The following is a 25,902-nucleotide window of genomic DNA, read 5'->3' on the forward strand; positions in this document are numbered from 1 at the left end:
GATCTCACGGAACCTTGCGCAGCAGCGCAAGCAGGACAGGAACACCCATGAGGGCGGTGACGACGCCGATCGGCACTTCTTCCGGCCCGCCGGCCAGCCGGCCGATCAGGTCACCCAGCGTGACGATGACGGCGCCGAGCACGACGGTGAGCGGAAGGACCAGCGGAAAATGCCGTCCTGCGAGGAAGCGTGCCAGATGCGGGACGATGAGGCCGACGAAGACGACCGGCCCGACCGCGCCGACGGCGCTGGCCGCCAGCGCGCAGGAGACGAGCAGGACAAGCGAGAACTGCCGTTTATAGGACAACCCGAAGGAGCGGGCGACCGCCGGATCGAACCGCAGCAGGATGAGCGGGCGATAGATCAGCGGGAGCATTGCGAGGCCCGCAATGGTGAACGGCAGCAGGAAGAGCGCATGATCCCAGGTCCTTGCATAGAGGCTGCCGGAGAGCCATTCGAGAATGATCTCGATGCGCGCCGAGCCCCATCCCGCGATGAGCCCGATGGCGACGGCATGCAGAACCGCGCCGATGGCGATGCCGCAGAGCGTGATGCGGAGCGGGCTGAGATCGAGGCGGAAGGCCAGCAGATAGATGATGCCGCCGGCGAGCATGCCGCCGATCATTCCGGCGGGCGGAAGCCAGGCGATCGGCAGTTCGTTGACGGAATAGGAATCGGGATTGGCGAGATAGACCGTGAAGAGAAGGAAGACCGTCACGGTCAGCGTCGCGCCCTGCGAGACGCCCATCAGCGAGGGATCGGCGAGCGGGTTGCGCGTGATGGTCTGGAGAAACAGGCCCGCGAGGGCGAACTGCATCCCGGCGAGAATACCCGTCACGATGCGCGGCAACCTGATGTCGAGGATGATCGAGCGCGCTTCCGGCGAGCCGGTTCCGGTCAGCGCCGACAGGACATCCCGGGCGGGGAGGTCGACGATGCCGAGGAAAACGGCGGCGACGAACGACAGGAGGACGAGCACCAGGGCGGCGGGCAGGATCCAGCGGCTTGGCTGGCCGATGGCCGGGGCGTTCAGGCTCATGCGCCCTCCCCCTTGAAATCGAGCCGTCCGCGCTGGACGAGATAGACGAAGAACGGCCCGCCGAGCAGGGCGGTGACGATGCCGACCGGCAGTTCCTTGGGAATGGCGATGGTGCGCGCGACAAGGTCCGCCGCAGTCACGATCAGCGCCCCGATGGCGGCGGTGAGGCCGATCTCCAGGGCCGTGCCGCGCGGTCGCAGGAGCTTGGCGATATGCGGTGCGGCAAGGCCGACGAACGCCACGGGGCCGGCGACAGGAGCAACACCCGCCACGGGGCAGATGCCGAGCAGGAGCAGAACCGGTTTCCAGAGATTGAGCTGGACCCCCATCGCCGCGGCGGAATGGTCGCTGAGCGCGAACATGGCGATCACCCGATGCAAGAGGAAGGCGCCCGACACCCCGACCAGCACCCACGGCAGCATCTGCAGCAGATGTCCCCAGGTCCGTCCGGCAAAGCCCCCGGCCAGCCAGAACAGCAGCGCGGTGGATTGCGGCCCGGCGAAGAGCAGCACGTAGATCGTGATCGCGCCGAGGAAGAGCGAGACGCTGACGCCGCCGAGCGCCAGATGCAGCGGATGGCCGTTGCCGCCCCGCGCCACCCAGAACGTCACCGAAGCCGCCGCAAGACCCCCGGCGAGCCCGACGAGCGGGTAGTACAGCCCGGAAACGGAAGGCAGGAAGACGAAGCAGACGACGATCGGCGCGATCGCCCCAGCGGTGACGCCGGTAATGCCGGGATCGGCGAGCGGATTTCGGGTCAGCGACTGGAGGAGATAGCCCGACACGGCAAGCCCCGCGCCGGCCGTCGCGGCGGCAAGGCTCCGCGGCAGCCGGAGGGTCCAGACGAGGATCGACTCGATCCTGCCGTCGGGGCTGACGAGCGCCCGCAGGACAGCCTCGAAGGAGAGCGTGCGCGCGCCGGGCATCAGACCGGCCGCAAGGACGAGAAGGGTCGCGACGACGATGCAGCCGATGGCTATCGAGGATTTCCGTGCGTCCATCGTCGTCGCGGTCAGTCGCTTACTTCTGGAGTTCGGCCGGGATGATCTTGGCCGCTTCCGCCTTCACGTCAACCTTGGGGAAGACATCCGGATAGAGATAATGGGCCGCCTCGCGCAGGACGATCTCCCGGGCGATCGGGCCATTGGTCTCCACCCATTGGTCTCCGACATAGAAGACCCGGTTGTTCTTGACGGCGGTGAGTTCCTTCCAGATCGGGTTGTTCTCGTGCGGGCGGTCCGGACCGTAATCATAGATGAAGAGGACCTCCGGATCCTTTTCAAGCATGGTTTCGAGGCTGAGATCGATGCCGAACTCGCCGCCCGGTATCATGGCGCCTGCGATGTTCTCGCCGCCGATGGCGTTCACGATCGATGCGGAAGTGTTCTCGTCATGGAAGGCGAAGGGCACTTCGCCGCCCCACATGATGGCGTAACGGGGATGCGTATCCTTCGGCGCCTTGGCCGCGATCTCGGCAAGATGCGCGCGGAATTCCTTGTTCAGTTCGACGCCGCGTTCGGGCTTGCCGAGGAGTTTTGCCAGCGCCTCGATTTCCCTGTCGCTGCCGTCCAGCAGTTCCATGTTCCAGGCGACATAGGGCGCGATCTTCTCGAGCTGCGGCGCATTGCCGACGGTATAGCGGCGGATGGCGACGATAAGATCCGGCTTTGCTTCCGAGAGCAATTCGAGGTTCGGCTTCGCACGCTGGCCGATCTGCGTCATTTCGCCGGTGAGGCCGAGCAGGAATTCCGGCGGGCGACCCGCCACCATGTAGGTGCTGGCGACCGGCTTGATGCCGAGCGCCAGCGCCACGTCATCGGCGAAGAACGAAATCGAGGCGATGCGCTTCGGATGGGCGGGGACCTCGACCTCCACACCGCGATCATCGGTCACCGCCTGCATCGCCTCCTCGGCAAGCACGGTGTTCATGCCGGCAACGAGGCAGGCGGCGAAGACGCCGGACAGAAGGGCGCGCCTGCTCGACAAGGCAAAACTGGAAAACATGGTTCTCTCCCTCGATGTGATCAGTGATGACAGCGGCGCACGGCAGGTCGCATACGGGGTTGCGCCAAATGCATGCCGCGGCCCGGCAGAAAGCCCGGCGCGGATGGATCGCGCCGATTGCGGATATCGGTCTTCAAGACGGGCTTCCCGGATCATTCTTGTGGTTCGGAGAGAATGTGGATAGATATGGTCAACTTATTTGCAAGCGAAAGATTCTCACGCGGGCATGAGAAATCCTCAATCCAACCGCGCCAAACTGCCGCCGCTGGCGACGCTACCGGCCTTTTCCATCGCGGCCCGCACGGGCAGCCTCACGCTGGCGGCGCGGGAACTGCACCTGACGCCCGGCGCGATCAGCCGGCAGATCAAGTCGCTGGAAGATGCGCTCGGCGTCCAGCTCTTCCACCGCGGGCACAATGCGATTTCGCTCACCGATGCGGGACGGCAATATCTGATCCATGTGAACGCGGCCCTCGCCACGCTGGAGAACGGCACGCGCGCCCTTCTGCCGGATCGCGTGCGCCTGGTGATCCAGGCGCCGATCACGCTGGCGCGGCGCTGGCTCATTCCAAGGCTCGGCGCCTATCTTCAGGAAAACCCCAGCGTCGATCTCAACATCCAGTCGCTCGCGCTCGGCGCCGGCGATGTTCCCGATGTCACGGTCAGTTACAAGAGAGGTTCCGACGAGGCGCGGTTTGCCTCCGCCTTCCTGCTCGACCGGACGGTCGCCGTCTGCTCGCCACTTCTGATCGGCAGCATGGCGAAGACGGTGACGCCGGACGCGCTGCTGGACCTGCCGATCCTGCTCGACACCGCGGATGCATGGTCATGGCGGCGCTGGTGCGCGGCGGCGGACATCCCGTTCCAGCCGCGCAGCGGCAGCATCACCTTCGATACCGACGAAGCCTCCATCGATGCCTGCATGACCGGCCTCGGCATCGGCCAGGCGAGCCCGTCGCTGATCGAGCGGGAGTTGCGCGAAGGCCAGCTTATACAGCTCTGCCCGGCCATCAACCCGATCGTCGGAGCCTACGAGATCGCGGGGCCAGCCCCCACGGACCGGGCGGCCGGGTTCGATCAGTGGCTCCAGACCTGGCGGACCGAGGCGGCGACGCGATCGTAAGGTCTGCTTGCGGACGGCATCACGTCCCGACCGACTTCAACGCCGGAACATGCTCGGCCTCGCGCCGCTTGACGGCCTCGATATCCCGGTAGCCGTCGGCCGGATGGGTTTTCGGCAGATATGGTCCCTCGCCGAACAGTTTTTCGCGCAGCGTTCCGGGGCGGTAGGCCGTCGGATAGGCGCCGCGCTTCTGCAGTTCCGGCACGATATGGGCGACGACATCCTCGAAACTGTCGGGCGTCACCGCATAGGCGAGGTTGAAGCCGTCGACATCCGTATCCGCCACCCATTCCTGCAGGATGTCGGCGATGTGCTCCGGCGAGCCGACGAAGACCGGCCCCATGCCGCCAATGCCGCCGAACTGGGCGAGCTCGTCGATGGTCCAGGATTTGTCGCCGCCGGCAATGTGCTCGACGAAGGAATGGATGGCATTTGTCTCGATCTTCTCCACGACGTCCGTCGGCGCATACTGGCCGAAGTCGATACCGCTCCAGCCCGACATGAAGGTGAGCGAGCCGTCGTAGGAGACGTAGCCCTTGTAGTCCTCGAATTTCCTTTGTGCCTTTTCTTCCGTCTCGTCGGTGATGATGGTGACGAGCGTGTAGATGAAGACCTTCTTCGGATCGCGGCCGGCGGCGGCGATGCGCTGGCGGATATCGGCGACATAGGCCTTGAGCACCGACTTGGTCGGCGCTGCGACGAAGATGCACTCCGCATGGGCGGCAGCGAACGCCTTGCCCGGGCCGGAGGCGCCCGCCTGGTAGAGCACGGGGGTGCGCTGCGGCGAGGGTTCCGTCAGGCCGTAGCCGGGCACCTCGAAATACTTGCCCTTGTGGCCGATCTCATGGACCTTCTCCGGATGGGTGAAGATGCGTTTTTCACCATCACGCACCACAGCCCCCTCTTCCCAGGAACCTTCGAGCAGCTTGTAGAGCACCTCGACATATTCGGCGGCGACCTCGTAGCGGTTGTCGTGCCGGCGCAGGCCGCCCTGCCCGACATTCTTCGCGCCGCTTTCAAGGTAGGAGGTGACGATGTTCCAGCCGACGCGGCCCTTGGAGTGGTGGTCGGCCGTCGCGAGGCGTCGGGCGAAGGTATAGGGATGCTCGAAGGAGGTGGACGCCGTGATGCCGATGCCGAGATGTTCGGTGGCAAGCGCGATGGGGGCGGCAAGCTGGAGCGGATCGTTCACCGGGATCTGCGCGGCCTGGTGGATGGCGTGGTAGTTCGAGCCCTTGTAGACGTCGTAGTAGCCGATGACATCGGCAATGAAGATGCCGTCGAAAACGCCGCGCTCCAGCGTACGGGCGAGATCCTGCCAATAGTCCAGGTCCTTGTATTTCCAGGATTTATCGTTCGGATGCGCCCACAGGCCCGGCGACTGGTGGCCGACACAGTTCATGTCGAAGGCGTTGAAACGGATGTGGCGGGCCATGGGGTCTCTCCAGGTAGCAGGAATGCCTGACGGCATGGTCGTGCGGCGAGAATAGTACCTCCACATTCTAAATACAGAAATTCTATCTTTTATATATACTAATTTTGGAAATGGCTTTTCTGGCCGCTGCCCGAAGGCTTTGGGAAGATGCGCGGAAGCGGCGGACACCCGTGCGCACCGATCCACCCATCCGACCGTGGCGCCCTGCCCGGTATCGGCCAGACCGCTGGAGACCGACCATGACTGCCCTGCACCTTGTCAAGGAACCCGAACTTCAGGACGACCGGGCCCGCCTCTTTGCACGCGCCGAGGAGATTTCCGCCGATCTCGCCCGCCGCGGCGCAGCGCTCGATGCCGAGGGCAAGCCGCCGCATGCGGAGATCGCCCGGCTGAAGAGCGAAGGCCTGCTGACGGCGCTGCACCCGGTCGAGATCGGCGGCGGCGGCCTCGACTGGGTGGACGGGCTGAAGCTGGTGCGAATCCTCGCGCGCGGCGAAAGCTCGATCGGCCAGTTGCTCGGCTATCACTATGTCAACAGCCAGTATGTCTACTGGGCGGCCGACGACCCGGACAAGGCGTGGGACCTCGGCGCCGAGACGGTTGCGAAGAAGCTCTACTGGGGGGCCGCCGTCAATCCGCGCGATCCCGGCCTGACGCTGACGCGCCAGGGCGACCACTACCTGCTCAACGGCAAGAAGACCTTCTCGACCGGCGCGCATGTTTCCGACCGCATCAATGCGAATGCGGCCCTCGGCGACCAGATCGCCAATCTCGTGCTGCCGACCGACCGGCCGGGCTACATCGCCAATGACGACTGGGACAATATCGGCCAGCGGCTCTCCGACAGCGGCAGCGTCGAGTTCCGCGATTTTCCGGTCTACGAGACCGATTTCCTCCTGCCGCTCGTCGAAAAGGACAGCGCCCCGCCCGTCCAGGCAACGTTCAACACGCCGCTGATCCAGCTCGTCTTCGTCAATTTCTATCTCGGCACGGCGGAAGGCGCGCTGGCGGCGGCGAGCGACTATGTCCGGACCACGACGCGCCCCTGGGTCACGTCCGGCCTCGAAAAGGCAAGCGACGATCCGTACATCCTGGAGCGCATCGGCGAGTTCCGTGCGGCGCTGAAGGCATCCGCCGCGCTTGCCGATACTGCCGCAACCGCCGTTCAGTCGGCGCTTGCGCGCGGCCGGGGCGTCAGCGCCCGCGAACGCGGCGAGGCAGCCATCGAGGCCTATGCGGCCAAGGTCAACGCCACCCACGTGGCGCTCGACGTCACCGCCCGCGTCTTCGAACTCACCGGCGCCCGCTCGACGGCCGCCCATCACCGCTTCGACCGCTACTGGCGCAACGTGCGCACCCACACGCTGCATGACCCGGTGTTCTACAAGGCGCGCGAGGTCGGCGATTTCGCACTGAACGGCCGCGTGCCGGAGCCGAGCCTCTATAGCTGACGGCAAAGAACCGGCGTGAAACGGGGCGGCCCGCAAAGCAGGCCGCCCTTTTTCCTGGCCAAAAAAAGGGCCGCAATCCCGAGGGATTGCGGCCAGGGGACCACCCCCACCACGAGGGTTGGATTTCAGAGCGCGCCGTTCTTCGGCGGGATGACGCCGTTGAGGTGATAGTTGCCGACGACGTGGTATTTCCAGCGCACCGGATCGTGCAGCGTATGCGTTCGGGCGTTGCGCCAGTGGCGCTCCAGATTGAGGCCGCGTTTCGTTGCGGAGGTGCCGGCGAGCTCGAAGAGCACATTGGCCGCGTCGATGGCGAGCTCCGTCGTCAGCACCTTGGCGGCGGCGACCGCCAGCGTGGCGGCAACGGCGTTCTCCTCGTTGAGATTGACCTGTGCCTGGTCGACCTTGCGCCCCGCCCGCTCCAGCACGGCCTCGGCCGCCTCAATACGGATGGCAAGCTCGCCGATACGGGCGATGGTCAGGGGATCGTCGGCCGCGCGGTCGACACCGCTGTCCGTCCAGGGCCTCGCCTTGTCGCGCACATAGCCGATCGTCTCCTTCAGCGCCGCGCGGGCGATGCCGAGATCGACGCCGGCATGGATGATCTGGCCGACGGAGCCGATCGTGCCGGGGCGCTCGAACCCCTTCTGATGCTGCACCACGGCGTCGGCCGGCACATAGACATCGCGCAGGATCGTCGTGCCGCTGCCCGTCGTGCGCTGGCCGAAACCGTCCCAGTCGTCGACGATCTCGATGCCCTCGGTCTCGCGCGGGGCGAACGACATGGTCAGGCGATCCTGGCCATCCAGCGCGAAGATCGCCACCCAATGGGCGAAGAGCACGCCCGTCGAATAAAACTTCCGGCCGTTGATGCGGAAGCCCGCACCGTCCGGGGTGATGCGCGTATTGTAGTCGCCGACCGTCCTGGTGCCGACCTCGGAGAGGGCGTTGCCGAAGCGGTCGCCGGCAAGCGCCCGGCCGAAATAGAACCGCTTCTGCTCTTCGCTGCCGTCATGGCGCAGCGCTTCGAGGATGTAGAAATGGTTCTGGGGAATCTGGCCGATCGAGCTATCGGCCTCCGATAGGATCGCCGTCACCTCGGCGAGCACGGCGTTGGAGACATCGATGCCGCCATATTCGGCCGGGACGGTGATGGCGAGCAGGCCGGAGGCGGAAAGCTTGTCCAGTTCCTCATGCGGCAGTGCCCGTTCATAGTCGCGCCGGCTCGCCCCGACGGAGAATTCGTCGGCCAGCCGGCGGGCGACGGCGAGCGCCTCGTCCTCGCTGACGATGCGGTGGGCGGTTTCCTGTCGGGCGGCGAGCCGGGTGACGCTGCTCATGAAAGATCCTTTCGAAAAGTCCGGGATTACACCCGGCCGGCGGCCTTGCGGTTGGCAAAGCCGATGGCGAGGACGGAGAAGATGAGAAGGCCGGTGCCGACCTGCTGCCAGTAGAAATTGAGGCCCGACAGCAGGAGCCCGTTGGCGACCACGCCGAGCAGCAGCACGCCGAGCACGGTCCCCGGTACGTTCGGCCGGCCATGCGGGTCGAAGGTGGTGCCGATGAAGGTCGCGCCGATGGCGTTGAGCAGGAAGGCGTTGCCCGAGGAGGGGATGTAGACCGTCACCGTGGAGGTGAGGATGAGCCCGACCACGGCGGCGATCGTCGAGACCAGCACGTAGGTTGCGGCGGTGATGCGCGGAAGGCGCAGGCCCGAATAACGCACGACGCTCGCCTGGATGCCGGTTGCGAGCGCCACCCGGCCGAAACGGGTGCGCGCCAGCACGACCCACGCCCCGGCGACGACCAGCGCCGTGACAATGAGCGGCACGGGAATGCCGGCGAGCGCACCATGGCCGAGGAAGCGAAAAGCCTCCGGCACGCCGGCCGGCGGCAGGTAGACCGGATTGCCGCCATTCGTCAGCAATTGCTGCACGCTGCGGCCGACGAAGAGCGTGCCGAGCGTCGCGAGGAACGGCGAGATGCCGATGCCGGCGATCAGCACGGCGTTGAAGAGGCCGACGAGCGCCCCGCCGGCAAGCCCGCCGAGCGCCGCGAGCGCCACCGGTTGCCCGGCGAGCACGAGGGAGACGAAGGCGAAGCTCGAAAAATCCACCGCCGTGCCGACCGAAAGGTCGATACCACCCGCCGAGACGGCGAAGGTCATGGCAATGGCGACGATGGCGAGCAGTGCGAAATTGTTGACCAGCACGCTGAGGAGATTGGCACCAGAGAGGAAGCCGGGCGCCAGCGCCGCGAAGAGCGCGAAGACGGCGGCAAGCGCGGCGACCAGCGCATAGCGCGCGAGCCCGTGGGCGAAGGACGGAAGGGCCATGTCAGGCATTCTCCTTGCGGCCGAGCAGGGTCGTGGCGGAGACGACGAGCAGGATCAGGAGACCCTGCACGCCGCTGACCAAGGTGCTGGAAATGTTGAGAAGCTGGAAACCGTTGATGAGGAAGCCGACGAAGAGCGCGGAGAGCAGCGTGCCCGTGATGGTCGGCACCAGCCGGCGGGAGAAGACCGTGCCGAGCAGGGCCGTGACGACGACCGGCAGCAGCATGTCGCCAGCCCCAGTGGTGCTGCCCGAGAGATAGGAGACCGAGAGGACGCCGGCGAGGCCGCCGCAAAGGCCGCTCGCCAGGAAGGAGCCGGCGACGAACGATTTGACCGGCAGGCCCGCCGCGCGCGCCGCATCCGGAAAGGCGCCGACCGCATAGAGGCGAAGGCCGAGGGGCGTATATTGCACGATGGCGGCGACGACGAGCGTGAAGCCGAGCAGGATATAGGCGAGCACCGGAATGCCGAAGGGACCGCCGGCCGAAAGCGCCGCGAGGAAATCCGTGGAGGCCGGCACGACGGTGTTCTGCGTCAGCACCAGTTCGAGACCGGCGACGACGTTCATCACGGCGAGCGTCGCCAGCAGCGGCACGATGCCGGCCAGCGTGACGGCGGCGGCATTGACCGCGCCGATGGCAAGGCCCGTTCCAAGCGCGCCGAGGATGGCGAGGCCATCACCATGGCCCGCCTGCACGAGCGAGGCATAGACGGCGGCGCTGAGGCCCATGTTCGCGGCAAGCGACAGGTCGATGCCGCCCGTCACCACATTCGAGCCGCCCGCGATGATGACGATGGTGAGGCCGATCGCCAGCACGCCGGCAATCGCCGACTGGCCGAGCACGTTGCCGATATTGCCGACGGTGAGAAAGAACGGCGCGGTGACGGAGAAGACCACGAGAACGCCGATGAAGACGGCGAGCGCACCGCCCCGCAACGCGATCGTGGCAAGCTGGCGGCCGAAGGCGGGACCGGGTTTGCCCGTCTCGAAGGCCTTCTGCGCCTCGATTTCGATGACGGAGGCCGGGATATAGGGGGCGTCAACCAGCATGGCGAAGCGTCTCGTGGGCACCCGTGACATCCGCAAGGATCTCGCCCGGGCTCGTTTCGGAAGAGGGGAACTCCCGCGTCACGCTGCCGCGGAAGAAGACGAGGATGCGGTCGGTGACACCGAGCAGTTCCTCGATATCGGAGGAGAGCACGAGGACGGCCGCGCCGCGCTCGGCCAGTTCCCCGATCAGCCGGTAGATCTCCACCTTGGCGGCGATGTCGACGCCGACCGTCGGCTCGTCGAGCAGGTAGATTTCCGACTGTCGGCTCAGCCATTTGGCGATCGCCACCTTCTGCTGGTTGCCGCCGGAAAGCGTCTTCACCAGCGCGTCGACGCCGTCGGTCTTGATCTCAAGCCTTTTCACGAGGTTTTCCGTCTGACGGCGTTCCGCGCTGCGGTCGATGATGCCGCGGGAAAATCGGTCGAGGCTGGCGAGCGTGGTGTTTTCGGTGACGGTAAGGTCGAGCGCGACCCCGTCGCGGCGGCGGTCCTCCGGCACCAGCGCCAGACGCCGGCGGGTGGCGGCGGCGGGATCGGCGGAGAACACCGTCTCGCCCTTGATGCGGACGGTTCCGCCGGTCGGCCGGTCGAGGCCGAAGAGCGAGCGCACCACCTCCTTGGCCCCCGAGCCGACGAGGCCGGTGAGGCCTAGCACTTCGCCCTTGCGCAGCCTGAAGGACACCGCCTCGAAGCGGCCCGCAAGGGCAAGATTCTCCACGTCGAGAACCACCTCGCCGGGGGTGACGTCCGGTTTCGGATAGAGCTCGCCGATGGCCCGGTTGACCATCAGCGCACCGATATCCGCCGCCGAGGTTTCCGCCACCGGCAGGGTGGCGACGTCGCGGCCGTTGCGCAGCACCGTCACGGTGTCGCAGAGATCGACGATCTCGCCGAGATAGTGCGAGATATAGAGGACCGTGACGCCCTCGGCGCTGAGGCGTCGGATGAGCTGGAAGAGCAGGTCCGCCTCGCGCCGGACCAGCGCGGCGGTCGGCTCGTCGAAGACCAGCACCTTGGGATTGGCGATGAGCGCGCGGGTGATCTGCACGATCTGCTTTTCCGCCGCGGACAATTCGGCGATCAGCGCCGAATGGGGCAGGGAAAGGCCGAAATAGCGCTCCAGAATCTCGGCGGACTTGCGGCGCATGCCCGCACGATCGAGGAAGGGCGTGCCGGGAAACCGCAGTTCCCGGCCGAGGAACAGCGCCTCCCCCACCGTGAAGGTCGGCACCAGCAGGCGATCCTGGTGGATGAAATGGACACCGAGTTCTTCGACGAGATGCGGCGTCAGCCGGTCATAGGCCTTGCCGTCGATCTCGACGGTGCCCTCGTCCGCCCGGTGGAGGCCGGCGATGAGCTTGATCAGCGTCGACTTTCCCGCGCCGTTCTGGCCGACGAGGCCATGCACCGAGCCGCGCCGGACGGTCAGCGACGCGCCCGAAAGCGCCTCAGCCCCGCCGAAACGCTTGACGATGTTTTCGAGGCGGATGATCGCCTCGCCGCTCTTTGCCGTGTCCGCCATGGCTGCATTCCCCGTTTTCCGGAAAGGGACCGCGGCGCCGCCGCGGTCCGCTTCGACGATCAGCCGATGCCGAGCTTCTTCGACACCTCGCCGACATTCTGCTTGTTGGCGAGCAGCGCCGGCACATAGGTCTCACGCGGCAGGGTCTCGCCGGCGAGGTAGCGGGCGACGTTCCGGATCGCCACGCGGCCGAGTTCGGCCGGCTGCTGGGCGACGTCGGCGGCGGCCGGCGAATTCGGGTCGGCGACGAGCTGGAGCACTTCCGGGCTGCCGTCGACGCCGTAGGTCCGGATCTCGGTGCGGCCGGCGGCGGTCAGCGCCTGCGTCGCGCCGAGCTGCGGGATGTCCCAGGCCGACCAGATCGCCTTGATCGAGCCCTTTTCCGGATATTTGGCGAGGATCGCGGTGATCTGGGTGAAGGCGTCCTGGACGGTGTTGGGGATCACGTCGCGCAGCTCCGGCTGCACGATCTGCACCTTCGGGAAATATTTCGTCACGTTGACGAGCTGGTCGTAGCGGATGGCGCAGGGCGTGACGCCGTAGAAACCGTTGAAGACGACGATGTTGCCCTCGCCGCCGATGTCGGAGACGAGCTGGAGGGCGAGGTCCTTGCCGATGCCCCAGTTGTCCGAGGTCGAATTGTTGATCGAGTTGACCGAGCCGACATCGATGGTGAAGACCGGGATATCGGCCTCGCGCGCCTTCTTCAGCCAGGGATCGATGACGCTGAGCGTGCCGAGGAGCTGCACGATGGCATCCGGCTTCTGGGCGATGAGCGTCTGGAGCTGGGAGACGAGCTTGCCGTCGTTGCGGCCGGCGTCGACGGCGATCGGCTCGCCGCCGAGGCGCTTCACTTCCTCGACCTGGGCGTTGTAGGCCTGGAGATCGAAGAAATGGTCCGTGCCGGCGGTGCTGATGCCGATGCGCTTGCCCTTCAGGGAAAGCCCCTCCTCAGCCGCTGCGGTGCGCGCCGAAAGAAGGCCGGTGCCCGCCACCACGCCGGCGACAGCCGTGAGTTTCAGGAGATTGCGGCGGTTAACGCCGGAAAACGTGTCGTCGGTCATGGTGTCCCCGTTGGATCAATAATCATATAATCTATAAAATAGATGGACTAATATGCGAAAACAGGCAGGTTTTTCCAAAATGGAGCCGGCTTGGGAAAAGATTCGGCTGTACGCAAGATACGCCGCGCAGCCCGCCCCTTCACTCCGCAGCAGCCGCCCTTGCGCGGAACCAGCCGGCGGGGTGTCGGTCCGGCAGGCGGTCGCCTTCGCCGAAGAGGCGGTTGCGCAGGCTGCCGGCCGCGTAGGCGGTCTTGTAGCGGCCGCGCTCCTGCAGAACCGGGATGACGAGATCGACGAAATCCTCATAGCTTTCCGGCGCGACGGTGCGGGCGAGGTTGAAGCCGTCCACCTCGCCTTCCGCGATCCACGCCTCCAGCGCATCGGCCACCTGGTAGGGATTGCCGACGATCAGCGGATAGCGCCCGCCGAGCGCCATCTCGGAGAGGATGCTCCGCTTCGTCCAGCCGCGCGCGCGGGCGAGATCTACCGAGGTCTGTACGAAATTGCCCTTGCCGTAGGCGATCGGCTCGTCGGGTTCATATTGCGAAAAGTCGATGCCCGTACCGGCGGAGAAATGTGCAAGGCCCGCCTCGGGGCTGGCGTAGCGGGCGTAGTCCTCGAACTTCTCCTTTGCCGCCTTCTCCGTGCGGTCGACGACGACGGTGAGGCCGGCGAAGATACGGACATCCTCGGCTCGCCGGCCCGCCTCCACCGCGCCCTTGCGGATAGCGCGCGCCGCGGTGCGCGCGACGTCCGCATCCGGCGGGGAGATGAAGACGCATTCGGCGTGGCGTGCGGCGAAACTCCGCCCGCGGCCGGAGGTGCCGGCCTGGTAGAGCACCGGCGTGCGCTGGCGTGAGGGCTCGCTGAGATGATAGGCCTCGGCGCGATAGAATTTTCCTTCGTGCCGGATTTTTCGCACCCGGGCCGGGTCCGAATAGACGCGGGCACGGCGATCGCGGATGACGGCGTCGTCGTCCCAGCTTCCTTCCCAGAGCTGGTAGAGGAGATCGAGGAATTCGTCGGCCCGGTCGTAGCGCTGGTCGTGTTCGCCGAGCGCGCTTTCGCCCATCGCCCGCGCCGCACTGTCGAGATAGCCGGTGACGATGTTCCAGCCGATGCGGCCGTCCGTCAAGTGGTCGAGCGTCGAGATGCGCCGGGCGAAGATGGCGGGCGCCTCCGCATTGACATTGACCGTGACACCGAAGCCGAGCCCCTTCGTCACCGCCGCCATGGCGGAGATCAGCATCAGGGGATCGTTGACCGGAAGCTGGATGGATTCGCGCAGGGTCAGGTCGACGGACCGCTGGTAGACGTCGTAGACCCCGACGATGTCGGCGAGGAACACGCCGTCGAACAGGCCGCGCTCCAGCGTCATCGCCAGGTCCGTCCAGTAGCTGAGCCTGGTATAGCGGTGTGACTGGTCGCGCGGATGCGCCCAAAGGCCATGGTTGATATGGCCGGCGCAGTTCATGGTGAAGGCGTTGAGGAGGATTTCTTTTCGCATGTCTTCTTGCGGAGGGCGGCACGGCGCCCTCCCCTTCTTCCGGCCTGTCAGATCCACGAATGCAGCGGCGGCTGCACGCCGTTGAGGTAATACTGACCGACCGCGTGGAACTTCCAGCGCACCGGATCGTGCAGCGTGTGGGTGCGCGCGTCACGCCAGAAGCGATCGAGATTGTGCGTACCGAGCGTCGAGCGCGTGCCGGCGAGCTCGAAAAGCTTGTTGGCGGCGGCCAGCGCCACCTCCGTCGTCAGCACCTTGGCTTCGGCGACCGCGATCTTCGCCCTGGCGATCGTCTCGTCGGTGACGCCCGCAATGGTCTCGTCGAGCTGGCGGCCGGCGCGTTCGAGCAACGCCTCGGCGGCGTGGAGGCGGATCTTGAGATCGCCGATCGCCGCGATCGTATAGGGATCGTCCGCCGCCTTATCCGAACCGCTGTCGATCCACGGGCGGGCATGGTTTCGCACGAGGTCGATGGTCGCCTCGATGGCGCCGCGCGCGATGCCGGCGTCGATCGCCGCGTGGATGAGCTGGCTTTGCGGACCGACGGCGCTCTGGTTCTCGTAGACGATATGGGCGGGCAGCACGCGGGCTTCCGGGATCGCCACCGCGTTCAGGATCACCGTACCGCTCGCGGTGGTGCGCTGGCCGAAGGCCGACCAGTCGTTGACGACCTCCAGCCCCGCCGCGTCCCGATCGGCGACGGCGACGACGACATGGCCGTCCTCATCGAGCGCAACGATGGGCACGAGATGGGCAAAGAGCGCGCCCGTGGAATAGAATTTCTTGCCCGAGACGGTGAAGTGGTCGCCCGTGCGGACAAGCTTCGTCTCGAAAGCTTCGACATTCTTGCCGCCGAATTCGGAGAAGGCATTGCCGAGCCGTTTGCCCGCCAGCACCGCGCCGAAAAGCTCGTGCTTCTGTGCGTCGCTGCCGGTCTGGCGGATGACGTCGACGATCTCGAAACTGTTCTGGGCAATCTGGGTGAGGGAAGGATCGCCGGCCGCGAGCGTGGCGAAAACTTTCGCCAGCGTGACCTGCGAGACACCCGCCCCGCCGTACTCTTTCGGGATGGTGATGCCCCAGAGACCACTTTCCGAGAAGAGGTCGACCTCGGAGAAGGGCAAGCGCCGGTCGCGGTCGCGCTCCCTCGCCTCGGCAGCGAAGAGCGGCTTCAGCCGTTCCGCGACGGCGATCGCCTCCGCGTCGTCACGGATGACATGGGCGGCTCGCGCCGGTGGGGCGGGTAGCCAGCCGGCTTCGCCGGGCGCGGGTTCGGCAAGGGTTTTTCGTGCGTTGGCTTGGGTCGGGGTCATGGTTTCGGCCGTCACTTCAAGAAGGGGTTGCCGGGCTGCGATAGGGCACAGCCCGGCGGCGAAGGGCGAAAAATCAGAAGGCGGCGACCACCTGTCCCTTGTAGCGCTCCTCGATGAATTTCCGCGTCTCTTCGCTGTTCAGCGCCTTGGCGAGCTTGGCGACGCGTGCATCGCCCTTGGTCTCCGGGCGGGTGACGAGATATTCGCTCCAGACGTTGTAGCCATCCTGGCCGCGGTCGATCAGCAGCGACTTGGAGATGTCGAGCTTTGCCTCGAAGACGTAGTTGCCGTTGAGTGCGGCGAGGTCGACTTCGCCGAGCGCGCGCGGCAGAAGCGCCGATTCCAGCTCGACGATCTTGAGGTTTTTCGGGTTCTCGACGACGTCCTTGATGGTCGGCAACGGGTCTTCCGGCGAGGTTAGCTCCGGCTTGCCGGCAACTTTTATCAGACCCAGTTTTTGCAGAAGCAGCAGGCCGCGTCCGCCATTGACCGGATCGTTCGGGATCGCGACGGTCGCGCCGTCGGCGAGTTTTTCCACCGCGTCGATCTTCGTCGAATAGGCGACGAAGGGCTCGATATGCACGGGCACGATCGGCGTCAGATCCGTGCCGCGCTGCTTGTTGTAGTCGTTGAGGAACGGCCTGTACTGGTAGTAGTTGGCGTCGAGCTCGCCGGAGACGAGCTGGGCGTTCGGCTGGATGTAATCCGTGAAGACGCGGATATCGAGGTCGAGGCCGTCCTTGGCGAGGATCGGCTTGACGAATTCGAGGATCTCCGCGTGCGGAATGGCGGTGGCGCCGACGACGAGCGTGTCGTCCGCCCTGGCGGAACCGAAGGCGGCGAGCGCGAGGCCGGCGGCGATGGTGAGGGATTTCAGGATGCGCATGTGGGTCCTCCTGGCGCGGGTCATTTGCGGGAAAAATGGGCGACGAGACGGTTGCCGCTCGCCTGGATGAGCTGGACGAAGACGATGAGGATCGCCACGCAGACCAGCATGATTTCGGTCTGGAACCGGTGGTAGCCGTAGCGGATGGCAAGATCCCCGAGCCCGCCGCCGCCGATCGCGCCGGACATGGCCGTATAATCGACGAGCACGATGGCCGTGACCGTGACGGCCGCCAGGAGGCTCGGCAGCGCTTCGGGCAGCACGGCGCGCAGGATCGTCTGGCTGGTGGACGCGCCCATCGCGAGGCTCGCCTCGATGACGCCACGGTCGACCTCGCGCAGCGCCGTCTCGACCAGCCGTGCGAAGAAGGGCGCGGTGCCGACGACGAGCGGGAAGATGACGCCGCGGACGCCGAGCGAGGTGCCCGTGACGATGACCGTGACGGGCATCAGCACGATGAGCAGGATGATGAAGGGCACCGAGCGGATGATGTTCAAGACGAACGACAGGCCGCCATAGGCGACCGGGGCCTGGAAGAGCTGCTGTCGCCCGGTGAGGAAGAGCAGGACGCCGAGCGGCAGGCCGACGAGCACGGTGAGCAGCAGCGCGCCGCCGACCATGGCGAGCGTCTGGCCGAGCGCCGCACCGATATCGCCCCAATAGATGTTCTCAAACGACATGGCGCGGCCTTTCCTCGATGGCGGCCAGCGGCGCGCCGCCCAGCTCCACATCGACGCCGCTCGCCTCCAGCCCCGCGATCGCGCCCGCCACGTCCCGCCCGCTGAGCGAGACGATGAACTGCGCATAGGGTGTCTCGCGGATATGGCCGATGCGGCCGGCGAGGATCGCGTAATCGACGAGGTTTTCCCGGGCGATGCGGCCGAGGATCGGCTTGTGCGCTGCCGGCCCCGTGAAGGTGAGGCGCACGGTGCGTCCGCCGAGATCGGCCCCGGCGACGGCGTCGAGCGAACCGCCATCCGGCTCGGCCTCGCGCACCAGGCGCAGCGTCGCGGGGTGGCGCGGATGCAGGAAGACGTCGGTCACCGGTCCCTCCTCCACCACGCGGCCGCGATCGAGCACGGCGACGCGGTCGCAGGTGCGGCGGATCACATCCATCTCATGGGTGATGAGCACGATGGTGACGCCGAGGTCGCGGTTGATCTGGCGCAGGAGATCGAGCACCGCACCCGTTGTCTGCGGATCGAGCGCGCTCGTCGCTTCGTCGCAAAGGAGAACCGAGGGCTCGCAGGCAAGCGCCCGGGCAATGCCGACGCGCTGTTTCTGCCCGCCCGAAAGCTGGCGCGGATATTTCTGCGCATGCTCCGTGAGGCCGACGCGGGCGAGCAGCGCCGCCACCCGTTCGGCGATCTCCACCTTGCCATATTGCCCGGTCAGTTCCAGAGGATAGGCGACGTTTCCGGCGACCGTGCGGGCACTCAAAAGGTTGAAATGCTGGAAGATCATGCCGATCGACCGGCGCAGCGCGCGAAGGCGCTCGCCGCGGGCGTCCGTCACCCGCTCGCCGGCGACAAAGATCTCGCCGCCGCTCGGGCGTTCCAGCAGGTTGATGAGCCGCACCAGCGTGGACTTGCCGGCGCCGGAGGAGCCGATGACGCCAAAAATCTCGCCCTTGGCGATGGAGAGGTCGACACCGTCGAGCGCGGCGACCGCACCTTGCCTGCCGGTAAAACTCTTGGTGATCCGTTCCAGCCTGATCATCGCCGTCAGCCCGCGCTGGCGCCGATGCGCCATTGATAGGGCGGCGGCGTGCCGTTGACGGCGAAATCGCCGATGATGCGATGCTTGTAGATGCGCGGATTGTGCGAGGCGAGCGTGCGGGCGTTGCGCCAGTGGCGGTCGAGGCCGGCCGGCTTCTTGGTCGCCGAGGCGCCGAGCGCGTCAAAAAGCAGGGTCGAGGCGTCGAGGATGAGGTCCGAGACGACCGTCTGGGCCTGCGCCGCCTCGAGTTCGGCAATGGCATTGGCCTTTTCCTCGGCCTCGGCGTCATCGACGAAATGGGCGGAGTAGGCGCGTTCGAGGCTGGCGGCCGCCTGAAGGGTGACCGCGCCCGCCGCATAGGCCGCGGCGCGAATGCGCCCGACGACCTGCAGGACCTGAGGATCCGCGCTGGAACGCGCGGCGCTCGCGTGGGTGTAGGTACGCCGCCGCTCCGCCACGGCTTTGGCAACGTCCGCCGTGATCGCCCGGCCGATGCCGGCGAGCGTCGCAAGATGCACGAGCTGGTAGAAGGCGGCCGAATATTTGAAGCGATCGTCATCGATGACGACATCGTCAGGCGCGACGGCGACGTCGCGGAAGGTGGTGGTGCCGCTCGCCGTCAGCGTCTGTCCGAAACCGTCCCAGTCGTCGACCACCTCGACGCCGGCGGCTTCGCGACGCACGGCGACCGAAACGTCCTCCCCGGCCGCATTGGACGCGCCGACGTCGATCCAGTCGGCGAAGAACGAGCCGGTCGTATAATATTTCGCGCCGTTGAGGACGAGCCGGCCGTCCTTTTCCGCGACGTTGGTGGAGAAGCATTCGAGCGCTGCACCCGTTCCGATCTCGCTCCAGGCGTTACCGGCGATCTCCCCGCGGCCGATCCGGCCAAACCAGAGCGCCCGGCGCGCAGCGTCCTTCGTGTTGAGGATATCCTCGGCGAAGCCGAAATGGCCGCGCAGCGCCTGCGTGATGTTGGAATCGGCGGCGGAAAGCTCGATGAGAAGATTGAAGAACTGCGGCAGGCTCGCACCCTTGCCGCCCGCCTCGACCGGCAGACGCACCGCGCCGAAACCGGCCTCTTTCAAAAGACGGATCGCCTTGTGCGGCAGGTCGCGCTCCAGGTCCCGCCGCACGGCCTCGGCGGCGATCTCGGCGAAAATCGGCCGGAACGGCGCGGCCAAAGCCTCATATCCTTCCCCGGGGCCGGCGCCCCAGGCGTTCTCGATCTGCGTCATGCTTCCCACTCATCGCTGCCGTGCCGGCCGCGGCGGCCGATCACGCTTGGAATTGGCGAGGAGAGTAGCCGTCGCTCCATATAAATACAGAAATTCTATCTTTTTTATATATTACAAAGCGGAATGCTGTTTCTTCCGGCAGCCGTGACGGGGATGGGCCAAACAAAAGACCCCGGCGCGAGGAGGAAGCGCCGGGGTCGCACGCCGATCGGGCGGCCGGCCTCAGGCCAGCGCGATGGCTCTTTCCAGATCGGCGATCAGGTCGTCGGGATGTTCGAGACCGATGGAAAGGCGCACGTAGCCGGGCGTGACGCCGGTTGCGAGCTGGTCTTCCAGCGAGAGCTGCGAATGGGTCGTCGTCGAAGGATGGATCGCCAGCGAGCGCGCATCGCCGATATTGGCGAGATGGTAGAAGAGCTGGAGACTGTCGATGAAACGGCGCCCCGCCTCGCGACCGCCCTTCAGCTCGAAGCCGACCAGCGCGCCGAAGGAGCCCGGCGTAAAGTATTTTTCCGCCCGCGCCTTGGCGGCACCCTCCTGGAATTTCGGGAAGATGACACGCTCGACCTTGGCGTGGCCCTTGAGATATTCGGCGACCTTCACCGCGTTCTCGTTATGCTGGCGCAGGCGCAGCGGCAGGGTTTCGAGGCCCTGGATGAACTGGAAGGCGTTCTGCGGGCTGATCGCCGCGCCGAGGTCGCGCAGGAGCACGGCACGGGCGCGCAGGATATAGGGGTGGAAGGCGATGGCCTCGGCCTTCTCGATCCAGGTCTTGCCCTGGTAGCTGGCGTCCGGCTCGGTGAGGTTCGGCTGGCGGGCCGGGTTCTCCGTCCAGGGGAAGGTGCCGCTGTCGACGATCGCGCCGCCGATGGAGGTGCCGTGGCCGCCGATATATTTCGTCGTCGAATAGACGACGATGGCAGCGCCATGCTCCAGCGGGCGAATGATCAGCGGCGCAGCGGTGTTGTCGACGATGAGCGGAATGCCGTGGCGGCGGCCGATGGCGGCGACCTCGGATATCGGGAAGACCTCCAGCTTCGGGTTCGGCAGGGATTCGGCATAATAGGCGCGGGTGCGCGCGTCCGTCGCCTTCTCGAAGGCTTCCGGATCGGACGCATCGACGAAGCGGGTCTCGATGCCAAAACTCTTCAGCGTGGCGGCGAAGAGCGCCCAGGTGCCGCCATAGAGGCCGGCGGCGCTGACGATGTTGTCGCCGGCCCGCGCCAGGTTGAGGATCGCGAAGGCCGAGGCCGCCTGGCCGGAGGCGAGCGCAAGCGCGGCCGCGCCGCCTTCCAGCTCGGCGAGGCGCTGCTCGAAGGCGTCCTGCGTCGGGTTGGAGACGCGGGTATAGAGATGGCCGGGCGCTTCGAGGGCGAAGAGCTTGTCGGCGCCGTCCGTGCCGGGCAGTTGGAAGGACGAGGTCTGGTAGATCGGCACGGCGACCGCGCCGCTCGCCGGATCGAAGCGGAAACTGCCGCCGTGCAGCGCGATGGTTTCCGGATGGCGGCTCTTGAAGGTGGCGGTTCCGGCCGGGACGGTGACGATATCCTGCTCGGCGACCTCGGGGGATTGATGGATCGTCATGACAGTACTCCTTTGGTGAGGCGCCCTCAGGCGCGAGAGGGGCGGACGGACAGGAACACGCCCGCGACGAGAATGCTTGCCGCGGCCCAGAAGGCCTCCGGCGCGTACCACCGGATGCCGTAGAGATGGTCGTTGGTGCAGAGCGCCTGGGCGAGCGCGCAGAGGTCGCTCGCGCCCGCAAGGCAGGTCACGGCCTGGCGGACGGTGAGATAGTCGTTCTCGACGACCTTGCCGAAGATCAGCCACCACCAGCCGACGGCGACGAGGGCGAGAGCACCACCGGCAATGGCGACGGCATGCTGGCCAAGGCGCGCGCTAGACATCGTGGGCGATCCCCAGCGTTTCGAGCAGCGAGCGGCGCAGCGCGATGAGGCTTGCATCGTCCCGCCGGCGCGGATGCGGCCGGTCGACCCGCACCTCCGCGACGATGGCGGCGGGCCTGTCGGAGAGCACGATCACGCGGTCGGCCAGAAGCAGCGCCTCCTCCACGTCATGCGTGACGAGCAGCGCGGTGAAGCCGGCGCTCTTCCACAGGTCGAGAAGCTCGTTCTGCATCCTCAGCCGCGTCAGGGAATCGAGCTTGCCGAACGGTTCGTCCAGCAGCAGCAGCTTGGGATCGTTGACCAGCGCCCGGGCAAGCGCGGCGCGCTGGGCCATGCCGCCGGAGAGCTGGTGCGGGTAGAAATCGGCAAAGCCTTCCAGCTTGACGAGCTCCAGCACCTCGTCGATGCGGTATTCCCGCTCGCGGATGAGGCCCCGCGCCTCAAGGCCCGTCGCGATATTGCCGCGCACGGTGCGCCAGGGAAACAGCGTCGCATCCTGGAAGACGAGGATGCGGTCCGGGTTCGGCGCGGTAACGGGCCGACCATCTTCCAGCACCCTGCCGGTCGTCGGCGTCTCCAGCCCGGCGGCAAGGCGCAGCAACGTGGACTTGCCGCAGCCCGACGGGCCGAGCAGAGCGACGAACTCGCCGGGCGCGATCGTCAGGCTCACATTGTCGAGAACCTTCAGTTCCTTGCCGTCGAGCTCGTAGCGGTGGGAAACGCCTTCCACATCGAGCGCGATGCTGGCGGCGGGGGCTTCTGCAAGGGCGAGCGCCATCAGAGGATCCCCTTCTGCCAGCCGAGCAGTTCATCGCGCACGAGGAAGAGCAGCCGCACCAGCCCGGCGCATATCAGCGCCATGACGATGAGGGCGGCATAGACATTGGCATAGGCCGAATAGGCCGTGTTGAACTGGAGATACCAGCCGAGGCCGAACTTGGCGCCAAGCATCTCGGCGACGACCAGAACGGCGAAGGAATAGTAGAGCCCCATGAACAGGCCGACGAAGACGTTCGGCAGCGAGGCCGGGATCGCGACCTTGAGGACGAGGAAACGATTGTCCGCGCCGAGGGTGCGGGCGACATCGTAGAAGGAACGGTTCACCTGGCTGACCCCGGCCGCCGTGAGGATCGCGACCGGAATGCCCGACGCCAGCGCCACGAGAAAGACGGAGGCGTGGAAAGTCGACGGGAAGATGAAGAAGGTGCAGGGGATCCAGGCGCTCGCCGGCACCGGCCCGATCAGCTTGAGAAGCGGCATGCCCCAATAGGCGAACCGCTTCGACCAGCCGAGCGCGACGCCGCCGGCAAAGCCGACGAGGATGCCCGAGAAGAAGCCGAGCCCCCACAGGCGCCCCGTATAGGCGATGCAGATCAGCAGCCGCTCCCAGTCGGTGACATAGACGTGCAGCAGGCCCTGCGGCGGCGAGAAGAACGGCTTCGGCAGCCAGCCGAGCTTGGCCGTCAGCACCTCCCATGCGGCAAGCCAGAGGCCGAGCACGATGAACCACGGCCCGTAGTGGACGAGCGTGCGGCCGACCCCGCCGAGCCGGTGGACCGTCACCGACAGCACGAGAAAAATCCCCGCGCCGGCAAGCGTGACGGCTGCGAAAAGCTCCGTCGCGCCCCAGGTGATGACATCGGGCAGGCCATAGGTCAGCACCGCAGCGAGAGACCAGGTGCCGGCCGCGAAAAGCCCGTTGCGCCAGATGCCCGAAAAGGGAAGGGCGAGGGATCGCCGCCCTGCCCCGCCGAATGTTTCCTCGACCGCCGTGCTCATGGCGTCACGCGAAGATGTCGATGGTGATGCGGCTTGCGATCTCTTCCGGATCGGTGGAGGCATCGATGACGCCGGTCAGCTTCAGGTCCTCGTAGCCGATCCGCACTTCCTTCAGCAGATCCTTGCCGAACCAGTGGTCATGATAGGTGAAGGCGGCGAGGACCTCCGTCAGATCCTGCAGCGACAGGCCCGGCTTCAGCGTGTCGAAGTACCATTTGGCGACTTCGTCCGGGTGCTTTGACGTGTACTGGTGGATTTCGAGGTTGGCGGCCGCGACGCGCTTGATGGCATCCTTGTTGGCCTCGTAATAGTCGCCGTTGACGCCGAGCACACAGCAGACGCGATCCTGGAAGGTGCCGGTCTGCGTATCGGCGACACGGCGGAAACCGTGCTGCTTCTCATAGGAATAGGCCCAGGGATCCATATGCGCGACGGCATCCGCCTCGCCCTTCAGCACGCCCTCGGCCACGAGGTCGAAGGGGAAGACCTTCCAGGTGACGTCGGTTTCCGGATTGAGGCCGGCCTTGGCAAGCGCAACGGAGAAGGCGACGCGCGAGGGCGACATCACGTCGAAGGTGCCGATGGTCTTGCCCTTGAGGTCGGTCAGGGTCTTGATGTCGCTGTCCGGCTGGACCAGGATGCTCTGGCAACCCCCATGCGAGCCGGCGAAAAGCCGAACGTCGAAACCCTGCTCGATGGGCTTCAGCCAGTCGTAGAGCAGGCCCGGACCGGCTTCGGCCTTGCGGGTGGCGAGCGCCTGGATGAGCGTCTGGCCGCTCGCGCCCTGATAGAACAGTTCCACATCGAGGCCGTGCTTGGCATAAATGCCCTTGGAAAGGCCGAAGCCGACGGGAGAATGGCAGGCCGCGACCTCGGTCCATTCCAGCTTGATCGGTATGAGATTGCCGGCAATGGCATAGCGCGTCGAACGGGCGCCGATCACGCCGGCCGTGGCGGCGAATGCGGTGACGCCCGCCGCCTTGATCAGGCCGCGGCGCGACAGGCCCCTGGAAAGGATGGTTTCGGATTGCTGGCTCATCGGATGTCCCCTCGCGAAATGATGGGGTCAGCCTATCAAAATTATATATAGTTTATAGATTTTATGGATTATTTCATCGCCCGACGGAGGAATATTCTTTTGCCGTTTGCAGGCATCGCGGTTCCGGCATTCTCCCGATCGCGCGCCCTGCCTTTTCCGCTCCGCCTCTTGCAAGTTTCCGGCGGAGGCCCCCACAGGCAAGAAACGCCAGGAATTCCATAGGCAATTCGCCTCCCCCCTCCCCATACGCCGACTGGCCAACGCATTGCACGCGCTGCAGTCGAAACCGGCCGCCACAGGTCCGCCCCGGGAAGCAATTTCCTCTCCCGTCGTGCAAAATGGAATGTTCGTCCCTTAAATACACTAATTACATAGATAATATAAAGATATCTTCCGCGCCAGCCAGAGAGCGTGTCCCGCGGAAGCTCAGTTCTTTTTGAAAACGGGGACATTTCAATATGATAGTTCAAAAACCCTTCCGGCGGGCCATTCAGGCGGCTGCGGCCGCCGCCTTCCTTGCCACCACCATGCTTTCGGGTCTCGCCCATGCCGGCCCGACGCTGGACAAGATCAACCAGCGCGGCGCCATCAAGGTCGGCGTCGGCACCACGCCGGGCTTCTTCGCGCCCGACAGCAACGGCAAGTGGCAGGGCTTCTTCATCGATTTCGGCCGGGCCCTTTCCATCGCCGTCTTCGGCACGCCCGACAAGGTGGAGTTCACCTCCTCCTCGCCGCAGCAGCGCCTTCCCGCCCTCCAGAGCGGCGAATTCGACATCCTGCTGTCCGGCGTGACCGTCACCACCACGCGCGCCTTCAAGCTCGGCTTCCACTTCGGCCCGACGGTCTTCTATGACGGCCAGGGCATCCTCGTGCGCAAGGACCTCGGCGTCACCAAGGCCGCCGACCTCGACGGGGCGACCATCGGCGCGCAGAGCGGCACGACGGGCGAGCTCAACGTCGCCGACTTCTTCCGCAAGACGGGCAAGACCTTCACGCCCGTCACCATCGAGGATACCGGGCAGTTCATCGACGCGCTCGAATCCGGCCGGGTCGATGCGATCACGCAGGATTCTTCCGATCTCGTCGGCAAGCGCACGCAGTTGAAGAAGCCCGACGACTACGTGCTCCTGCCCGAGCGCCTGTCCAAGGAGCCGCTCGCACCGGCGATTGCCGGCGGCGACGACCGCTGGCTGGAACTGGTGAACTGGACGGTGAACGCGACGATCCAGGCGGAAGAGTGGGGCATCACCTCGGCCAATGTCGATGAGTTCCTGGAGACGGACGATCCGGCCATCCAGCGCTTCCTCGGCGTCGACCCGTCCTTCGCGAACGAGCTCGGGCTCGATCCGAAATGGGCCTATACGATCATCAAGACCGTCGGCAATTACGGCGAGATCTTCGAGCGCAACCTCAAGCCGCTCGGCTGGGACCGTGGCTATAACAGCCTGTGGACCGACGGCGGCCTGCTCTATTCGCCGCCGTTCCGCTGA

General features: G+C 66.0%; 23 protein-coding genes. 3 read left to right on the top strand and 20 right to left on the bottom strand.

All coding sequences use genetic code 11. From position 1 onward, the window contains the following. Positions 1 to 4: 4 nt before the first annotated feature. Genes EV665_RS15975 through EV665_RS15985 form a run of 3 tightly spaced genes read right to left on the bottom strand, consistent with a single transcriptional unit; the run spans position 5 to position 3,043 of the window. Positions 5 to 1,039, bottom strand: a complete 1,035-nt coding sequence (locus tag EV665_RS15975; protein WP_133034846.1) for a FecCD family ABC transporter permease — start codon at positions 1,037 to 1,039, stop codon at positions 5 to 7. After that, on the bottom strand, positions 1,036 to 2,040 hold the full coding sequence (locus EV665_RS15980; RefSeq protein WP_064333818.1) for a FecCD family ABC transporter permease: 1,005 nt from the start codon (positions 2,038 to 2,040) through the stop codon (positions 1,036 to 1,038). Before EV665_RS15980 ends, EV665_RS15975 begins: the two co-directional genes overlap by 4 nt. Positions 2,041 to 2,059: 19 nt before the next feature. After that, positions 2,060 to 3,043 carry an ABC transporter substrate-binding protein gene (locus tag EV665_RS15985; RefSeq protein ID WP_133034847.1) on the bottom strand — a complete coding sequence of 328 codons (984 nt, stop codon included), beginning with the start codon at positions 3,041 to 3,043 and terminating at the stop codon, positions 2,060 to 2,062. 226 nt (positions 3,044 to 3,269) lie between these two features. On the opposite strand from EV665_RS15985, the gene EV665_RS15990 reads away from it, so the two are divergent. Continuing rightward, on the top strand, positions 3,270 to 4,166 hold the full coding sequence (locus tag EV665_RS15990) for a LysR family transcriptional regulator (RefSeq protein WP_133034848.1): 897 nt from the start codon (positions 3,270 to 3,272) through the stop codon (positions 4,164 to 4,166). Between the two features lie 19 nt (positions 4,167 to 4,185). Here the strand turns inward: EV665_RS15990 and EV665_RS15995 are convergent, their stop codons facing one another. Next, entirely contained in the window at positions 4,186 to 5,601 is a 1,416-nt protein-coding gene (locus EV665_RS15995) for an LLM class flavin-dependent oxidoreductase (protein WP_133034849.1), read from the bottom strand. Positions 5,602 to 5,840: 239 nt separating this feature from the next. On the opposite strand from EV665_RS15995, the gene EV665_RS16000 reads away from it, so the two are divergent. Beyond that, positions 5,841 to 7,052 (top strand): acyl-CoA dehydrogenase family protein, encoded by a 1,212-nt coding sequence (locus tag EV665_RS16000; RefSeq protein ID WP_133034850.1) that lies wholly within the window; start codon positions 5,841 to 5,843, stop codon positions 7,050 to 7,052. Between the two features lie 125 nt (positions 7,053 to 7,177). On the opposite strand, the gene EV665_RS16005 is transcribed toward EV665_RS16000, so the two are convergent. From EV665_RS16005 to EV665_RS16080, 16 genes are all read right to left on the bottom strand, one after another. Further along, on the bottom strand, positions 7,178 to 8,392 hold the full coding sequence (locus EV665_RS16005; protein WP_133034851.1) for an SfnB family sulfur acquisition oxidoreductase: 1,215 nt from the start codon (positions 8,390 to 8,392) through the stop codon (positions 7,178 to 7,180). Between the two features lie 26 nt (positions 8,393 to 8,418). Beyond that, a complete protein-coding gene (locus EV665_RS16010; RefSeq protein WP_245507730.1) occupies positions 8,419 to 9,387 on the bottom strand; it encodes an ABC transporter permease in 969 nt (322 codons plus the stop codon). Between the two features lies 1 nt (position 9,388). After that, positions 9,389 to 10,438 (bottom strand): ABC transporter permease, encoded by a 1,050-nt coding sequence (locus tag EV665_RS16015; protein WP_133034853.1) that lies wholly within the window; start codon positions 10,436 to 10,438, stop codon positions 9,389 to 9,391. Next, on the bottom strand, positions 10,428 to 11,960 hold the full coding sequence (locus tag EV665_RS16020; protein ID WP_133034854.1) for a sugar ABC transporter ATP-binding protein: 1,533 nt from the start codon (positions 11,958 to 11,960) through the stop codon (positions 10,428 to 10,430). Before EV665_RS16020 ends, EV665_RS16015 begins: the two co-directional genes overlap by 11 nt. A gap of 59 nt (positions 11,961 to 12,019) precedes the next feature. Then, a complete protein-coding gene (locus EV665_RS16025; protein ID WP_064333810.1) occupies positions 12,020 to 13,024 on the bottom strand; it encodes a sugar ABC transporter substrate-binding protein in 1,005 nt (334 codons plus the stop codon). A 139-nt stretch (positions 13,025 to 13,163) separates the two neighbouring features. After that, positions 13,164 to 14,531, bottom strand: coding sequence for an LLM class flavin-dependent oxidoreductase (locus EV665_RS16030; protein ID WP_133034855.1), 1,368 nt, complete (start codon positions 14,529 to 14,531; stop codon positions 13,164 to 13,166). A gap of 47 nt (positions 14,532 to 14,578) precedes the next feature. Further along, positions 14,579 to 15,844, bottom strand: coding sequence for an SfnB family sulfur acquisition oxidoreductase (locus tag EV665_RS16035; RefSeq protein ID WP_133034856.1), 1,266 nt, complete (start codon positions 15,842 to 15,844; stop codon positions 14,579 to 14,581). Between the two features lie 73 nt (positions 15,845 to 15,917). Then, positions 15,918 to 16,730 carry a MetQ/NlpA family ABC transporter substrate-binding protein gene (locus EV665_RS16040; RefSeq protein WP_206362246.1) on the bottom strand — a complete coding sequence of 271 codons (813 nt, stop codon included), beginning with the start codon at positions 16,728 to 16,730 and terminating at the stop codon, positions 15,918 to 15,920. A gap of 20 nt (positions 16,731 to 16,750) precedes the next feature. Beyond that, positions 16,751 to 17,410 (bottom strand): methionine ABC transporter permease, encoded by a 660-nt coding sequence (locus tag EV665_RS16045; RefSeq protein ID WP_064333807.1) that lies wholly within the window; start codon positions 17,408 to 17,410, stop codon positions 16,751 to 16,753. Next, entirely contained in the window at positions 17,400 to 18,482 is a 1,083-nt protein-coding gene (locus EV665_RS16050; RefSeq protein WP_245507731.1) for a methionine ABC transporter ATP-binding protein, read from the bottom strand. The genes EV665_RS16045 and EV665_RS16050 overlap by 11 nt, the downstream gene beginning before the upstream one ends. Further along, the gene (locus EV665_RS16055; RefSeq protein ID WP_133034857.1) at positions 18,455 to 19,687 is read right to left on the bottom strand and encodes an acyl-CoA dehydrogenase family protein; all 1,233 of its coding nucleotides are present in this window, start codon (positions 19,685 to 19,687) and stop codon (positions 18,455 to 18,457) included. Before EV665_RS16055 ends, EV665_RS16050 begins: the two co-directional genes overlap by 28 nt. A gap of 222 nt (positions 19,688 to 19,909) precedes the next feature. Then, on the bottom strand, positions 19,910 to 21,271 hold the full coding sequence (locus tag EV665_RS16060) for an O-acetylhomoserine aminocarboxypropyltransferase/cysteine synthase family protein (RefSeq protein ID WP_133034858.1): 1,362 nt from the start codon (positions 21,269 to 21,271) through the stop codon (positions 19,910 to 19,912). 26 nt (positions 21,272 to 21,297) lie between these two features. Continuing rightward, positions 21,298 to 21,594: a hypothetical protein gene (locus tag EV665_RS16065; protein ID WP_133034859.1), complete on the bottom strand. Its 297-nt coding sequence runs from the start codon at positions 21,592 to 21,594 to the stop codon at positions 21,298 to 21,300. Further along, complete coding sequence (locus EV665_RS16070; protein ID WP_133034860.1) at positions 21,587 to 22,372, bottom strand: ABC transporter ATP-binding protein; 786 nt, start codon at positions 22,370 to 22,372, stop codon at positions 21,587 to 21,589. The genes EV665_RS16065 and EV665_RS16070 overlap by 8 nt, the downstream gene beginning before the upstream one ends. Beyond that, positions 22,372 to 23,373, bottom strand: a complete 1,002-nt coding sequence (locus EV665_RS16075; protein WP_133034861.1) for an ABC transporter permease — start codon at positions 23,371 to 23,373, stop codon at positions 22,372 to 22,374. Before EV665_RS16075 ends, EV665_RS16070 begins: the two co-directional genes overlap by 1 nt. A 4-nt stretch (positions 23,374 to 23,377) precedes the next feature. Beyond that, entirely contained in the window at positions 23,378 to 24,412 is a 1,035-nt protein-coding gene (locus tag EV665_RS16080) for an ABC transporter substrate-binding protein (protein WP_133034862.1), read from the bottom strand. Between the two features lie 527 nt (positions 24,413 to 24,939). Between EV665_RS16080 and EV665_RS16085 the strand changes: the two genes are divergently transcribed. Next, positions 24,940 to 25,902, top strand: coding sequence for an amino acid ABC transporter substrate-binding protein (locus tag EV665_RS16085; protein WP_371328629.1), 963 nt, complete (start codon positions 24,940 to 24,942; stop codon positions 25,900 to 25,902).

Origin of the sequence: Shinella granuli, assembly GCF_004341885.1 — a bacterium.
Lineage (GTDB): Bacteria > Pseudomonadota > Alphaproteobacteria > Rhizobiales > Rhizobiaceae > Shinella > Shinella granuli.